This window comes from Paenibacillus sp. PK4536 (assembly GCF_028594455.2).
GTDB classification, from domain to species: domain Bacteria; phylum Bacillota; class Bacilli; order Paenibacillales; family Paenibacillaceae; genus Saccharibacillus; species Saccharibacillus nuruki.
Genome location: NZ_CP126313.1, coordinates 3,027,738 through 3,043,574 on the forward strand (window position 1 = coordinate 3,027,738; position 15,837 = coordinate 3,043,574).

A 15,837-nucleotide genomic window follows, 5' to 3' on the forward strand; every position below is an offset into this window, starting at 1 on the left:
TTAGGCTTTTTTATTTGAAATTGATAAAACCTATCGTTTTGGTATGAATAATCGTTGACCTCTGTTCCAACAGAGAGTATATTAAATAAAAGTCACTTTTTGTCGCCTTATTAAATGGTCTAAAGTTCGTACCTTATACCATTCAATTAGAACAATTAACACTATATCCTCATTACTTTTTAAATCAGGAGGAAGACATGCGAACTTATTTTCCACAACAATTTGAGAAAGTTTCTCCTAAAAAAGTTAGTGATTTTATTTTCGACCAATTAGAAGAATCGATTATTTTAAAAGAATTACTACCTGAAGAACAACTTCCCAATGAACGAGATATGGCGGTTATGTTCAATGCTAGCCGATTAGCGGTACGTGAAGCTCTTTCTCGATTAGAAGAAGAGGGATTGATTGAAAAGCGTGTCGGGGCTAAAGGAGGAACCTTTGTTTTACCTTTAACGCTCAATTCTCATCATCGTCACCGTGAACAGATTGCGAGTAATTGGGAGTCATGGAGCAAAGTATTTGAATACCGTCTGATTATTGAACCAGAAGCTGCTTTTCTAGCTGCACAGCATATTCAAGTCGAACAGTTACATCAACTACAGCAGTATCTAGAGATGAGTATTGAACAAGATTGTTCACGCGAGTTATTTCGTGCGCTGGATGTGAAGTTTCACCTGATGATTGCCAAAGCATCTGATAATGCTTATTTTGAAAAAGCAGTACGAGAGATTCGTACCAAGATCAATCCTGCACTTGATCTTATGCCTTATAGTCAAGAAGTACGGGTACGCAATTCAGATAGCCATTTCGAATTGTTAGATGTACTGCGTGCACATGATGGTGAACGCTCTCGAATATTGATGCGTCAACATATTGAACAGTCTGCCTCTTCGATCTATCATCGAGTATTTGATCATGATATCCGAACTCAAGAAAAGGAGAGTGAATCCTTATGAATCATTCTGATCCGCAAGGGATACAAGTGAGACTGTCGCAGTTATTACCTGCTGCGCAGTCTATGCAAGAAAAATTAACTACATGGCGACGTGATCTACATAGACATCCTGAGATTGGTTATGAGGAAGTTCGAACCTCAGCGATTGCAGCAGAGCATTTACAAAGTCTAGGGCTTGAAGTGCAGACGGGTATAGGCAAAACAGGTGTTGTCGGACTGTTGCGTGGTATAGAACCCGGACCAACAATTGCACTTCGAGCAGATATGGATGCTTTACCGATACAAGATGCCAAAGATACGAGCTATGCTTCGCAAACCGCCGGTAAAGCTCATCTGTGCGGTCATGATGCACATACAACCATTTTAATGGGTGCAGCTCAATTACTAAGTAGTCTGGGTAGACCGATATCCGGTAATATCAAATTCGTTTTTCAACCGGCGGAAGAAGGGCTAGCCGGAGCCGATGCCATGATCAAAGATGGGGTACTGGAGCATCCGCATGTGGATGCAATGACAGGCTTACATGTTTATCCGAGTTTGCAGATCGGTGAAGTATCTGTTTGTAAAGGAGTCGCTTTTGCTTCAGCTGACTTTTTCACACTTCGTATTATTGGTAAAGGAGGACATGGAGCACGTCCGCATGAAGGTATTGATGCGATAGCCGTATCAGCGCAAGTCATTTCTGCCCTGCAACATGTTACCAGTCGAATGATCGATCCATTAGAAACAGCTGTTGTCAGTATCGGACAGATTCGAGGAGGAACAATGGCAGCTTCGATTGCTTCTGAAGTTGAAATGGTAGGCACAGTACGCACATTATCTGCGGATATCCGTCAGCAAATGCCTACGAAGATTAAGCAGGTTATTGAAGGGATTGTAGGTTCCTTTGGAGCTGATTACGAACTCGATTACCACATGAATTATCCTGTCGTCAAAAATGATAATCAAATGGTTGATTTTTTGACTGCTACTTGCGATCTGATGGCAGAAGGGCCGGAGTGGCAATATACTCGACCTTCTACAGGTGGCGAAGACTTTGCTTTTTATGCTGAACAAGTACCTGCTGTGTTTTTCCGTTTAGGGACAAGTAATGGACAACCTGAGACTTCATATCCATTGCATCATCCCATGTTCGATCTTGATGAATCTGCACTTCCTTATGGTGTAGCGATGTTGTCTGCTATGGCATTACATTATTTGGATCAACCGATCCGTCACACGCATCAATAAAAAAAGTACGATTTAAAAGGGTGGAGTGGAGAAAATGAAAACAAAATCATGGATAACCAGTGGATTATTATTGTTAGTGGTCGCGATTGTATTAGCAGGGTGTGTTAGTAGCAAAGAATCATCTACAGATTCAGCTACGAATAGCAAAACATTAACGATCGGGAATGCGACTGATATTGAAAGCTTTGATCCACATAACAATAACAATACCTCTAGTGAAGCTGTACTGGTCAACATGTTCGATTATTTAGTCAAAAATGATAATGAACAAAAGAAAGTGCCTGTGCTGGCTACTTCATGGGAACAAGTAAACGATACAACATGGAGATTCAAGCTACGTGAAGGCGTTACTTTCCATAATGGTGATCCGTTCACAGCCGCAGATGTGAAATACACGATTGATCGTGTAGCCAAAGATAGTGCGCTCAAACAAAACTCGTATTTCAAATCTATTAAAGAAGTAAAAGTAGTCGATGATTACACCGTTGATATGATCACAGATGGTCCTGATCCACTATTATTAAATCGTTTGTCCAAAATGGGAGCAGGCATTCTACCTTCAAAATATATCAAAGAAAAAGGAATCGATGCTTTTCTTAAAAGTCCAGTCGGGACAGGTCCTTACAAGTTCAGCAAATGGACAAAAGATGACCGTGTAGAACTGGTCAAAAATGATAAGTATTTTGGAGAAGCACCTAAATGGGATACGGTTGTGTTCCGCTCAATCCCTGAAGCTTCTACCCGTGTATCTGAATTGTTAGCAGGAGGCATTGATATTGCTTCAGGTATTCCTTCTACCGATGTAGAACGTATTCAGAGCGAAGAAGGCAAACAAATCGTTAAAGCTCCAATCCAACGTGTACTTCAATTAATTTTGCGTGAAACAGAGGGTAGAGTCACAGCTGATCCGAAAGTACGTGAAGCAATTGACTTGGTGATTGACAAGCAAGGGATTGTAGACAGTATTGCAGGCGGAGCAGGGATTGTGACTCGTACATCTGTTACACCGGGTAACTTTGGAGCAGATCCTTCGCTATACAAACAGACATTATACGATCCAGCCAAAGCGAAGCAATTATTACAAGAATCCGGTCATACAGGAGCAGAACTGAATATGACGGTCTCTTCTCAATACAAAGAATATGCTGAAGTGGTAGCGGCTATGCTGAATGAAGCAGGATTTAAAGCAAATCTGGAAGTGCTAGAACCAAGTGCTTTTAGTGAACGATACAGTTCCAAATCATTCAAAGAAATTTTTATGATCGGCATAGGTAATTCATTATTTGACGCATCCAATAACTATAATCGTTATCTCAAAACAGAAGCAGCAGGGGAAACGGATTATAACAATCCTAAAGTTGAAAAGTTATTACAAGATGCGCTTGTAAATATGGATCCAGCATCACGTGAAAAACAATATCAAGAGGTACAACAGATTTTGGCAGAAGATCGCCCAGCAGTGTATTTGTTCCAAATGGAAGGAATTTATGGAGCAGATAACCGTGTGAAATTTACGCCAAGAAGTGATGAAATGTTCTATGCAGATGATATTACACCTGTGAATGGATAAACAAATTAAAGCAGGGATAGCCATATGTCTTCCCTGCTTTTTGTTATAAAAATCGGCAAAAGTTCAGTATATACGAGGTACGGAGGTGATTGGATTGAAAGGCTATATTATAAAGTCACTGCTTCAGGTGATTCCGGTATTGCTACTGGTATCGTTAATTGTATTTATTTTAGTGCGGGTGACCGGTGATCCTGTAGCGTTAATGTTACCTGAAACGGCTACAGCAGAAGATCGCGCTGTGCTTACAGAGGCACTCGGATTGGATCAACCACTGTATAAGCAATACATCACATTTCTAGGAAGCGCATTGCAAGGAGATTTTGGAACTTCTTTTCGTTATGGAGAATCTGCTTTACCACTGGTTTTAGAACGATTACCCGCTAGCTTTGAGTTGGCGGTAGCAGCGATGATTTTTGCGATTATTATGGCGATTCCACTCGGTATTTTGTCTGCGGTCAAGCGTAATACATTTACCGACTTATTGATATCAGGTATTTCTGTGATTGGCAAAGCAATGCCTAACTTTTGGATGGGGATTATGCTGATTTTATTCTTTTCAGTAATGTTAGGTGCTTTACCTGTCTCCGGTAGAGGAGGAATAGAGCATTTGTTATTGCCTGCTTTTACTCTGGGGATTGGAATTGGTGCACAGATGACCCGCTTGGTGCGTTCCAGTATGCTTGAAATTCTGAATCAGGATTATATTTTGACTGCGAAGAGTAAAGGGTTACGTCCATTTATTATTATTATGAAGCATGCTTTTCGTAATGGCTTAATTCCTGTTGTCACGATTGTAGGATTGCAATTTACCAGTCTGATCGGTGGCACATTGATTACTGAAACCGTATTTGCTTGGCCAGGACTAGGGCAATTGTTAGTAACAGCAGTAAACACGCATGATATGGCGATTGTACAGGCTTCTGTATTTGTGATCGCATTGATTGTCATTATAGGAAATCTATTGACTGATATTTCGTATCGCCTGCTTGATCCTCGTATTAGATACAGTTGATCAGGAACCAATCGGCAGAAAGGATGGGGTAGACATGCCTGATCAAGGAATGATCCGTCAGTTATTAAAAAGTAAAACCGGCACATTGGGGTTGCTGATTATTGTAGCGGTTGTATTATGTGCTTTATTTGCACCGTGGTTAGCGAGTCATGATCCAGCTTCGGTTGCTCCTTTAAAACGACTCAAGCCACCGGTATGGTTAGATGGAGGCGAGTCGACTTACTGGTTAGGCACAGATAATCTAGGTCGTGATATCTGGAGCCGAATTGTATATGGAGCTCGGGTATCCTTAATTGTTGGTGTAGGAGCAGTATTGGTGTCCGGCATGATCGGAGCTGTACTGGGATTATTATCTGGATATTATGGGAAATGGATTAATGCCATTATTATGCGGGTTGCAGATTCTTTTCTAGCGATTCCTTCGATATTATTAGCATTGGTTGTATTAGCTGTGACTCAGCCGGGATTGATCACTTTAATTATCGTGATTGGATTAACCAACTGGGTATCGTATGCAAGAGTCATTCGTAGTGAAGTATTAAGTCTTAAAGAACGTGATTTTGTCAAAGCGGCACAATCGGCAGGCGCAGGGCAAGGTCGCTTAATTTTCCATCATATTTTACCAAATGTGATGTCATCGTTGATCGTTATTTCCAGTATGAATGTAGCGACAACGATTCTAATGGAAGCGTCGCTAAGCTTTCTCGGATTAGGGATTAAGCCACCAGATGTATCATGGGGTGGAATGCTGAGTGATGGCAGACAGTATATTGCAACCAGTTGGTGGGTCGCTACTTTTCCAGGATTGGCGATTACATTTACAGTATTGGGAGTTATCTTTCTTGGAGATTGGTTGCGGGATAAATTAGATCCTCGAATTACAAATGATCAATCGTAAAGACCCTTGCCAATATCAATATAACGATCCCTATAACAATTATGAAGTATAGATAAGAACGTGATAAGTGAAGGAGACTAGGGTGATGAGTAAAAAGGCGATACAACCAGAAGATTTGTACGATTATCAATGGGTAAGCGATCCTTCTATTCATCCAGATGGATCTATAGCTTATATGCATAAAATCATTGATCGTGAACATAATCAGTACAAAACGCATATTTATTATATTTCAGCAGATCGTAAACACACCAAAAGGATCACTGATGGCGATTATGATACAGCGCCTAGCTGGTCACCAGATGGACGATATCTAGCTTTTATTCGTAAAACCGATAAAAAACCTCAATTGTGGATACTGGATTATACTTCTGGATCTATGACTCCATATAGTAAGCTGGAACGTGGTATTGGATTCTTCCGCTGGTCACCAGATGGACGTTCTATAATTATGACTAGCCGAGTAATAGGTGAATATGAAAAGCAAGCTCATTTACCTGATCGTGGACATATTGTAGAGCGAACGACGCCCAAAGCAGAAGGTTCTGGATTATGGAATGGAACGTACCAACATTTATTTTTATTAGAATTACAACATCGTCAAATAAAGCAATTAACAAGCGGTGAATTTGATGCTTCTTATCCTGTCTGGTCACCGGATGGAACCGAAATTAGTTACCTTGCTCAAAAAAAACCTTCTATTATATATAGCGATATGGATCTAGTTTTTTATAATGATTTGTATACTTTAAATATGGCTTCTGAGCAGACCGAATTACAAACCAGACATGACCTTACTATCAGTCAATTTGCGTATGCACCGGATGGACAGTCATGGACATGTATTGCTAATAATCGAGAATATGGAAGTGGAACTCAGAATCAAGTGTACCGTGTGGATCGTTCAACCGGGCAGATAGACTCGCTCACTCCATACTCTGATATTCAATTCGGTAATTTTATACTGAATGATATGAAGTCAGCTGCGGCTATTCCAGGACCGATCTACGATATAGATGGACAATCTGTCTATGTACTAGGAACCTATCAAGGAAGTGTAGATATTTACCGAATCACTAATCAAGGAACATGTACTGCAATCACCACAGGTGGAAAAGATATTCATCAGCTGGTAGTTGCTCCACAAGGAGATCGATTTGTTGCATTGATAGCAGATGCTAATCATCCTTATGAATTGGTAGAATTACCAGTTGATCCAGTAGCTCATCATCTATCAAGTGATCCCTATCGCTTAACACATACAGCAGATCTGTGGTTATCTCAACATGAAGTCTCTATTCCAGAATCATTTTGGTACACCCATGAAGACGGAATTAAGATTCAAGGATGGTTGATGAAACCTGTACAAGTTACAGACAATAGCGATAACATACCACTGATTTTACAGATTCATGGAGGGCCTCATGCTATGATCTCTGATGTGTATAGCCATGAGATGCAGACATTAGTATCGCAAGGGTATGCAGTGTTAATGCTTAATCCGCGTGGTAGCTTTGGATACGGTCAACATTTTGCACAAGCATGTCGTCAAGATTTCGGTGGTGGTGATTATCGTGATCTTATCGAAGCTGTTAATCATGTATTACAGCATCATCCTCAATTAGATGAACAGCGATTAGGGATATGCGGTGGTAGTTATGGAGGATTAATGGTCAATTGGATTATTGCTCATGATCATCGTTTTCGTGTGGCTGTCACACAGCGCTGTATTTCCAATTGGATATCCTTTTATGGAATTAGTGATATTGGTATTTCGTATACAGAAGGGATCGTAGGTGGGAATCCATGGGAAGACTTTGATCAGTTATGGTCGCAATCTCCTCTTGCTCATGTACAGCATATCAATACACCACTGCTTATTATTCATGGTGAACAAGATATGCGTTGCCCTATCGAACAGAGTGAACAACTGTATACCGCTCTAAAACGGCAAGGAAAACAAACCAAAATGGTACGTTATCCTGATTCAAATCATACAGTGTTAAAAAGCGGAAAGCCTAGCTATCGTGTTGATCTACTGAGCCATGTCAACGACTGGGTGAAGCAACATATTCATTTCCCAATAGAGGTGAATCCATGAAAGAACCATTTCTGGAAAAAGTGAAGTTGTCATTACCAGTAGGTCTGTGGATTGAGAACTGTTTGAGCAGTGGAATACCTGCTGCTCAACTGCTCGATTTTATTCATCACAAAGACTTTGCAACCATTGTATCCAAAGTAGATGATCCTAATATGGATATGCTGGATCGCCTACATATCGCTACTGAAATGAACGATCCGTGGGAACGAGCGATGATTGAAGGATATCGCTTCAAATTTATTCATATTGGTGGAGTGAAACGATTACTCAAATTGCGCTTTCAATTACAAGAGCATAAAGATTATAGCCAACATGAAAATAGGTTGTCTGGATTGAGATTGACTTCAGATCAGAAGGATATGCTAGAGGAACGAATAGGTATTCAATGGGAAATGGTAGCTGAACTGCAAACGGATTCATATTCTACAACTATACAAATACGTTTAAAAAACGAAAGCTGTTGATTTTTGACAGCTTTTTCTGTTTTTTTACATTTATCTAAGGCTTAAAAGTGGGCTTTATGTATAAAATGCAACCTATAGAACTTGCTTAATTCATCAATCTATGGGAAAATTTCACCAAGGTATACATTCTGGATATGACAATAAGCTGAATAATAAACAGCAGTTGTAAATACATCTTACGATCTGTGCAGGCGAATTGATCCTCGTAAGGTCTTTATGACAGGGAGGTCACACGCATGGCACTACAACAAGAAGGTACAGCAGGACAACAGTTAATCTCAGAAGCGAATCGATTTGCAGAAAAGGTCACACAGATGCAATATCGTCAGCAACCTGATTTGATACAACGATTCGGACCGAACGGCAGAATACGAACCAAACAAGATTCTTTATATACCCTTAGTTATTTAGCTGAAAGTGTATTGATGAAGAGTCCAAGTTTGTTTATGAATTATATTTCATGGCTTAAAGTGCTTTTAAATGGATATCGAGTATCCGAACAAGATTTATTAGTGAACTTGAATGCCATCAAAAAAGCGCTCCAAAAAAGTTTTGATCATCCCCATAAGTCCAATGTGATTGACTATTTGGATATGGGTATACAGCATGTTCAAACAACTGAATTTCAATCATCGTATATTGTGGAAACCTCGTTATTAGGAAAAGAAGCTAAGCAATATTTAGATTGCTTACTACGTACAGAACGCAAAGAAGCCTACACGCTGATCGTACACCTTCTTGAAAACGATACTCCTATCAAAGACATATACATTCATATATTCCAGACTGTACAATATGAGATCGGTCGATTATGGCAGACTAGCCAAATCAATATTGCACAAGAACATTTCTGCACAGCTGCGACTCAAAGCATTATTTCACGTCTGTATCCTTATTGGATCAGTGCGGGACAAGAGCGATATCGCCTGGTTGCGGCTTGTGTAGGAGAAGAACAACATGAGATCGGAATTCGCATGTTGGCTGATTTTTTTGAAATGGAAGGCTGGGATACTTACTATCTAGGTGCTAATGTTCCAGATCACAGTCTTTTACAATCGATAGTGCAACATCAAGCGGATATTATCGCTATCTCTGCAACAATGACCTTTCACGTTCATTTAGTGCAAGACTTGATCGAAAAAATTCGCGCTGAAGAATCAACCAGACATGTCAAAATCATTGTCGGCGGATTGCCGTTTAATATTGACAGGGAACTGTGGAAGCGAGTTGGGGCAGATGGTTTTGCACCTGATGCAAATAAAGCTGTTGAAGTAGCGACAAGCTTAGTAGCCCTGAACCAATCAGGCAGCCAGCCCTCGGTAAAAGGTTAAATAGCCTTTAGAAGGGAAGATGAACGCAATGACGAATGCTGAACAAGAAATCACGATTTTGCGTAAAACGATCGAAGATCTTTCCCATAAGATGATCAAAAGCAAATATCAAGAAGAACAAATTCTGTCTGAATTTTCGGCAATGAATAATGAAATGGTTACGTTACAACGTCAACTAGCCAAGACCAATGCTGAATTAAATGCAGCCAAAGAAGAAGCGATTCATGCGAATCAAGCTCGCTCTCGTTTTTTGGCAATCATGACTCATGAGATACGCACACCGATGAATGGAATGATCGGAATGTCAGAAATTTTGATGACTTCTGAATTATCGGATGAGCAAAAACAATCGGTGATGTTGATTCAAGAATCCGCTGAGTTACTGCTCAGTATGATTAACAATATGCTTGATCTTTCCAAAATGGAAGCAGGCAAAATGAGACTGCAAGAAGAGCCGATTGATCTACGATTGTTATTGGATCATATTATTCGACTAAGCCAGCCGAAAGCGCAAAAAAATCAAAACATCATTTCTGCTTTTATCGATTATCGAGTAGAAAATGAATTGATCGGTGATGGAGGTAGAATAAGACAAATTTTGCTTAATCTACTGAGTAACGCTAATAAATTTACTAATCAAGGAACCATCGAAGTGAGTATACAACTCAAACACAATAGTGCAAATTCACAGATTCTTCACATTGAAGTTACAGACACCGGAATCGGCATTTCAGAAGAGAATCAAAAAAATATGTTTCAGCCTTATGCACAAGCCGATCAACCTGGAAAAAATAATGTAGAAGGAACAGGGCTGGGGCTCTCCATATGCAAGTCATTTGTAGAGCTGATGGAAGGAACGATTGATTTGAAAAGTGAAGAAAATAAGGGATCAACTTTTTGGTTCGATATTCCGCTCAAAAAAGTTCAAACTTCTTCGGATACTCCAGAATTGATCTCTAATCATTTGGGTGGTCAACAAAGCGAACATCTGAAATTGCCTTCAAGTCTGCATCACAAGCAGACAGATAAATCGATATTAATTGTAGAAGACAATCCGATCAATCGTCAGGTTATTCAATTGCAGTTGAAAAAAATGGGTATGGAACAGGTGCATACAGTGAGTAATGGACAAGAAGCGATATCCAAGTATTTGGGTCATACGTATCATCTGATCTTAATGGATAATCGTATGCCTATTATGGATGGTCTGCAAGCCACTCATAAGATACGTGAGTTGGAAACAGCAGAAATGCGTTCTCCTGTACCTATCATTGCGTTAACAGGAAATACAAGTCAGGAAGATCGTCAGAAATGCTTGGATGCAGGTATGAATGATATTTTGACAAAGCCTGTTAATCTGGAAAGTTTAACGATAATGATGCGTAAATGGCTGCCTGATATTGTTCATGAAAAAGCATTAGATATGAGTGTTATTCAGGAAATATTAGATCTCAATGATGATGGAGATCCAGAGATATTACGGACACTGATCGAAATGTACAAAAGTGAGACACCTAACAAGCTAGAACGATTACAAAAGTTAGTGCTTCGTAAAGATGCAACTGCACTGTCTGAAGCAGCACACGAACTGAAATCAGGTAGCTTGAGTATAGGTATTCAATATATGGCACAATTACTGCATGAGATTGAAAGTCTTGCTAAAGAAAACGACTTGCGAGGTGTTCAGGAGCTTGTACAGTTACTGGTACCTGCTTATGAGAAAGCATGTCGGGAACTAGAACATCTAATCAAATAAAAACGATAGTACGGAGTCTGCACAAAGCAGGTTCCGTTTTTTGTTTTGATTGGAGGTTTTTCTTTTACATATATGTCTATACAAATAAATTGAATGCTTCCTTTAGAAAGGATAAATAATTGGGTAATGGTATATATACAAATTCGAAATAAGGGGCGATATGGATGTGCGCAACATTTGATACAGCTAGAGAATCAGAGTCAGATTACCACGAAAAGTTTTACGAAGAAAATAAATTATTTGAACCGGGTACATGGATGGCAGGGCCTACACCGATTGTAATGGAGTTATTAGAGCGACTGCAAAAATATACACCGGCTCCTAAAGTGCTTGATATGGCTTGTGGTGTAGGTAGACATACGATTCCAGTAGCGCAACAACTCACTCAAGGCGGTGTGGTCGTTGGAGTCGATTTGTTAGATTCTGCGATAGATCAATTGAAAAAATATGCAGAAGAATATAAAGTGGCTGATCGAATTGAAGCGGTGACCAGTGATGTGGAAAGTTACGAGATTGCCAAAGAAGAATACGATTATATGATCGCTACCGGATGCTTAGAACATGTATCTTCTGAAGAATCTTTGCAAAAAGTGATTGCGAATATGCAAGCAGGTACTCGTACAGGTGGTATTCATCTGATTTCGATGACTTCTTCCGTCCAACAGGTCGATCAACAGACAGGAGGAGCAGAAGAAGGTAATATTGAATTGAATTTGACCACAGAGCAATTGGTAAGTCTATTACATCAATATTATGAAGGTTGGAATATTATCGAGCGCAAAGCGGTAGCACAAGCGATCGAAGAAACGAAAGACAATAAAGAAATCGAACTTCAAGGTAATTGGATCACATTTGCTGCTTGTAAAGAAGATCCACAACCTCACCCTGAAGTGTTAGAACAAGTCGGAAAAGATACAGATATATAAGGATATGAAATGAAATCGTGTAGCGGTTTGACACATCATGTAAAATAGAGAAGTAGTCAAGCAAACCGTACAGGAGGAATACAGTGTGTTAGAACGGATCGATGGAAGATTAGAACAACCTCAATTACAGGAATTATTATCGTATGCAGTGTTTCCTGATCCTCAAGTGTTGGAAGCAGTGATACACCAATATAGTACACAGGATCATATGCATTTATACGGATACCAAGAAGAAGGCGAATGGATCGGTGTTATTGGTTGCGCAGAAGAAGGCGAAGCACCATACACATTGCGTGTACGTCATTTAGCGATTACACCAGCCGAACGTGGTAAAGGCTATGGACGTGGCATTTTACTAGAATTATTAGAAACAGCAGAGCCTGCTGTTCTATTGGCTGAAGCTGATGATGAAGGTGCAGAATTTTACCGCAATATTGGATTTACTGTTATTGGCAATGGTGAATTGAATGCAGCTTCAGAACGCTATATCTGTCGTTATGATGTTGAAGAAGACGATGAGTAATTACAGTCGTTAAAATCGTAATAAGGATTATCATATAATCTTGAACTGAACTACTATCGTTTGATTTATTTCACGCAATAGAAGATTATTGTATCTGAATACACTCTTTTGTCCTTATTAACCTAGATCTTGCCCTATGCAGATCGAAGTTATAGTGGATAGAAGGGTGTATTTTTTGTTTAGATCGAGTCATAAGAGAAAAGGTATAAATAATCGTTATACTAATGCAAATGATTTGTATGTTATAATACATCACAATATTATTTGGAATTTCGTAGAGATGTTAGCGGAATAGGAGGTACTCGTATGCAATTAACGGTTCAAGAAGCGCTCGCAGTGTACCCTCTATCTGAAGCGCGCCTTGTTGCGGGTGCCCGGGGAACATCACGACTGATGAAGTCAGTGAATGTTATGGACGCGCCAGATATCGCCGACTGGATCAAAAGTGGAGAAATGTTATTTACAACTGCTTTTATTATGAAAGACAGTGAAGAAGAAGCGATCAAGCTGATGCGTAAATTGAATGAGCGTGGTTGTGCAGGTCTAGGAGTCAAGTTAGGACGATTCTGGGAAGTGATTCCACAAGCGATCATTGATGAAGCCGATCGTTTACAATTTCCACTGCTTGAGCTTCCTTTTCAATTTACCTTTTCCGATCAGATGAATGCTCTTTTTCAAGCGGAACATGAACGGAGTACCAAACTGTTGCAATCGGTTTTACATAAGCAAAAGCGTCTTATGCAGTTTGCGCTTAATCAGGATCAACAGGGAAATGTTTTTGCTGTACTGGAAGATATTTTGAAATATCCGATTGCGATTATTGGCTCCCGCGGACATATTCTCTATAATGGTGGCGAAGGCGGAGACAATGTACTGCAAGGATGGCCGTGGAAAATGTCACCTACCCGTGTGAAATGGAACCTTGGTAGCTGTTACCGTGTACCGATTATGAAGCGTAGTGAGCAATATGGATTTTTGCTTGTTTTCACAGATAGCTCGATGCTCCTGAAAGAAGAAGAGGAGTTATTTCAGCAAGCGGCAGAAGTGTTAGCCTTCCATATGGATACTACTTACCGTGAACATGTGAATCCAGGTGTGCAAGATAAGATGCGTACACTGATTACACAATATCTATCCAAGCGAATGTCTCTGGATGATCTTACCGAGGGTACAGGACGATTAGGTGTTCAGTTATTCACAGGTCCTTATCAATGTGTATTAACGACCCTTGAACCTCAAGCTTTTTCTTCTGAAAAGCGTCTTGCACAGATTCATCAAGAGTTACAATATAATCCGCTCATGCAGTTATTTCCTTCTCAGCATTTTCGGATTGAAGAAGGTATATTGTCGATCTATGCTTGTCCATCCGAGCGTGATTATGGTGAAGAGTTGTCTACGTTTTTGATGAATCGGTTTGAAGATATGGAATCACTTAGTCATGATGGAGGTAGTCCGCGCTTTTGGATCAGTAAGATTAAGACGGAACCCAGTTCATTACGTGAAGCGTATCAGGAAACATTGGAGACACGCAAGTTAGCGAAGCGATTTGGAATGACGCATATTGCTTTACAATTTCAGACATTGGAATTTGCGTATGTATTTCAACATGTACCGGAGAATATTATGGAGACGTATTGTCATAAGATACTGGAACCGTTACTGATCAAAGATAGCGATCCCAATCAGGTACTTATGAATACCCTTGAAGCTTTTGTTGAAAATGATGGATTGATTAATGAAGCGGCTAAGCAGTTGTATGTGCATCGCAATACAGTAACGTATCGAATGGATAAGATTGGTGGATTATTGCAGATGGATTTCAAAAAAACAAACGATCTACTCAAGCTTAAAATGGTATTTACGTTCCGCAAATTTTTGAAAGATAAACAGCAGTCTTAGCCGATAGCAGATTAGGGTAGTATTGGATAAAGGTTACCGATTTCTTTGGATGGCTATCTGGTTGCTATACGTAAAGAATAGACTTTTTCTGTTTGCTGATTATATCTAGGTTTGCTGATTATATGTAGATGAACCCTTGCCTTCTGTTAAGGGTTTTTTATATTATTCACAAAACACCACTTCAATGTTATGTTATATAACAAATTTATAGGTGTTTAGTTGATATGTTCAATAACCTTACGTAAAATGATAAAAAAGAACGAACGAAAAGAGGAATAATAATGGAAATGACACAGAAACCATGGCAGTTATGGTCAAAAGAAGAATTTTTACAGCAATTTGGCGGATTATATGAACATTCTGCTTGGATTACAGAGCAAGCATGGGAGCATCAACCGTTCAATACTTTACAAGACATGTTAAATACCATGAAAAATATAGTGGCTGAATCCAGTCAAGAAACACAGTTAACGTTATTAAGACAGCATCCAGATCTGGGAACCAAAATAGAAATGAGTGAACATTCACAATCGGAACAAGCAGGAGCGGGATTGACTGGACTATCAGCAGAACAATTTGAACAGCTAGCTGAACTCAATCGCAATTATACCGACCAATATCAATTTCCATTTATTCTAGCTGTCAAAGGAAAAAGTACAGATCAAATTCTAGAATCCATGCGTCAACGAACCGGTAGATCAGCTACAGAAGAATTTCAAACTGCTCTTGGACAAGTACATACGATAGCAGGATTAAGACTTCAAATGTGGGCAGAGGAGCGTAATCTATACAGAAAGCAGGTGGAGTGAGTGAGCGGTAAAATAACAACGCATGTATTAAATTTGGCACAAGGTATACCCGCACAAGGGGTTAAAGTCGAACTTTATGATAGTGCAAAGCAAGCATTATTGGCTACCGCAATCACCAATGCAGACGGACGTGTCGATCAACCATTGTTATCAGGGGAAGATATACAAGCAGGAGTGTACGAATTGATTTTTTATGTAGGCGATTATCATCGAAATATCGGTACAAGCACAGAAGAAACATTACTGTGGGAACAGATTCCTTTACGTTTCCATATTGTAGATACCGAGCAAAATTATCATATTCCCTTATTGGTCGCTCCCGGTGGATATAGTACATATCGCGGAAGTTGATCTATTTGAAAT

The 15,837-nt window shown here is 39.6% G+C and carries 14 protein-coding genes; all 14 read left to right on the plus strand.

Annotated elements, in window-relative coordinates; genetic code table 11:
- Positions 1 to 197: 197 nt before the first annotated feature.
- The 14 genes from PO903_RS13645 (at position 198) to uraH (ending at position 15,825) form a co-directional block, all read left to right on the plus strand.
- Positions 198 to 956 carry a FadR/GntR family transcriptional regulator gene (locus tag PO903_RS13645; protein ID WP_273593684.1) on the plus strand — a complete coding sequence of 253 codons (759 nt, stop codon included), beginning with the start codon at positions 198 to 200 and terminating at the stop codon, positions 954 to 956.
- The gene (locus PO903_RS13650) at positions 953 to 2,185 is read left to right on the plus strand and encodes a M20 metallopeptidase family protein (RefSeq protein WP_273593685.1); all 1,233 of its coding nucleotides are present in this window, start codon (positions 953 to 955) and stop codon (positions 2,183 to 2,185) included. Before PO903_RS13645 ends, PO903_RS13650 begins: the two co-directional genes overlap by 4 nt.
- A gap of 34 nt (positions 2,186 to 2,219) precedes the next feature.
- A complete protein-coding gene (locus PO903_RS13655; protein ID WP_273593686.1) occupies positions 2,220 to 3,755 on the plus strand; it encodes an ABC transporter substrate-binding protein in 1,536 nt (511 codons plus the stop codon).
- A gap of 94 nt (positions 3,756 to 3,849) precedes the next feature.
- Positions 3,850 to 4,767: an ABC transporter permease gene (locus tag PO903_RS13660; protein WP_069326344.1), complete on the plus strand. Its 918-nt coding sequence runs from the start codon at positions 3,850 to 3,852 to the stop codon at positions 4,765 to 4,767.
- Between the two features lie 34 nt (positions 4,768 to 4,801).
- Entirely contained in the window at positions 4,802 to 5,665 is an 864-nt protein-coding gene (locus tag PO903_RS13665; protein ID WP_137222612.1) for an ABC transporter permease, read from the plus strand.
- An 85-nt stretch (positions 5,666 to 5,750) separates the two neighbouring features.
- Complete coding sequence (locus tag PO903_RS13670; RefSeq protein ID WP_273593687.1) at positions 5,751 to 7,766, plus strand: S9 family peptidase; 2,016 nt, start codon at positions 5,751 to 5,753, stop codon at positions 7,764 to 7,766.
- Entirely contained in the window at positions 7,763 to 8,230 is a 468-nt protein-coding gene (locus PO903_RS13675; RefSeq protein WP_273593688.1) for a hypothetical protein, read from the plus strand. The genes PO903_RS13670 and PO903_RS13675 overlap by 4 nt, the downstream gene beginning before the upstream one ends.
- Before the next feature lie 236 nt (positions 8,231 to 8,466).
- On the plus strand, positions 8,467 to 9,561 hold the full coding sequence (locus PO903_RS13680; RefSeq protein ID WP_273593689.1) for a cobalamin B12-binding domain-containing protein: 1,095 nt from the start codon (positions 8,467 to 8,469) through the stop codon (positions 9,559 to 9,561).
- Positions 9,562 to 9,589: 28 nt separating this feature from the next.
- Positions 9,590 to 11,317, plus strand: coding sequence for an ATP-binding protein (locus PO903_RS13685; protein ID WP_273593690.1), 1,728 nt, complete (start codon positions 9,590 to 9,592; stop codon positions 11,315 to 11,317).
- 164 nt (positions 11,318 to 11,481) lie between these two features.
- Positions 11,482 to 12,243: a class I SAM-dependent methyltransferase gene (locus PO903_RS13690; protein WP_273593691.1), complete on the plus strand. Its 762-nt coding sequence runs from the start codon at positions 11,482 to 11,484 to the stop codon at positions 12,241 to 12,243.
- A gap of 85 nt (positions 12,244 to 12,328) precedes the next feature.
- A complete protein-coding gene (locus PO903_RS13695) occupies positions 12,329 to 12,766 on the plus strand; it encodes a GNAT family N-acetyltransferase (protein ID WP_069326349.1) in 438 nt (145 codons plus the stop codon).
- Positions 12,767 to 13,072: 306 nt separating this feature from the next.
- Positions 13,073 to 14,665 (plus strand): PucR family transcriptional regulator, encoded by a 1,593-nt coding sequence (locus PO903_RS13700; RefSeq protein WP_273593692.1) that lies wholly within the window; start codon positions 13,073 to 13,075, stop codon positions 14,663 to 14,665.
- A gap of 281 nt (positions 14,666 to 14,946) precedes the next feature.
- Positions 14,947 to 15,474, plus strand: coding sequence for a 2-oxo-4-hydroxy-4-carboxy-5-ureidoimidazoline decarboxylase (gene uraD, locus PO903_RS13705; RefSeq protein ID WP_273593693.1), 528 nt, complete (start codon positions 14,947 to 14,949; stop codon positions 15,472 to 15,474).
- A complete protein-coding gene (uraH, locus tag PO903_RS13710) occupies positions 15,475 to 15,825 on the plus strand; it encodes a hydroxyisourate hydrolase (protein ID WP_273593694.1) in 351 nt (116 codons plus the stop codon).
- Positions 15,826 to 15,837: the final 12 nt, after the last annotated feature.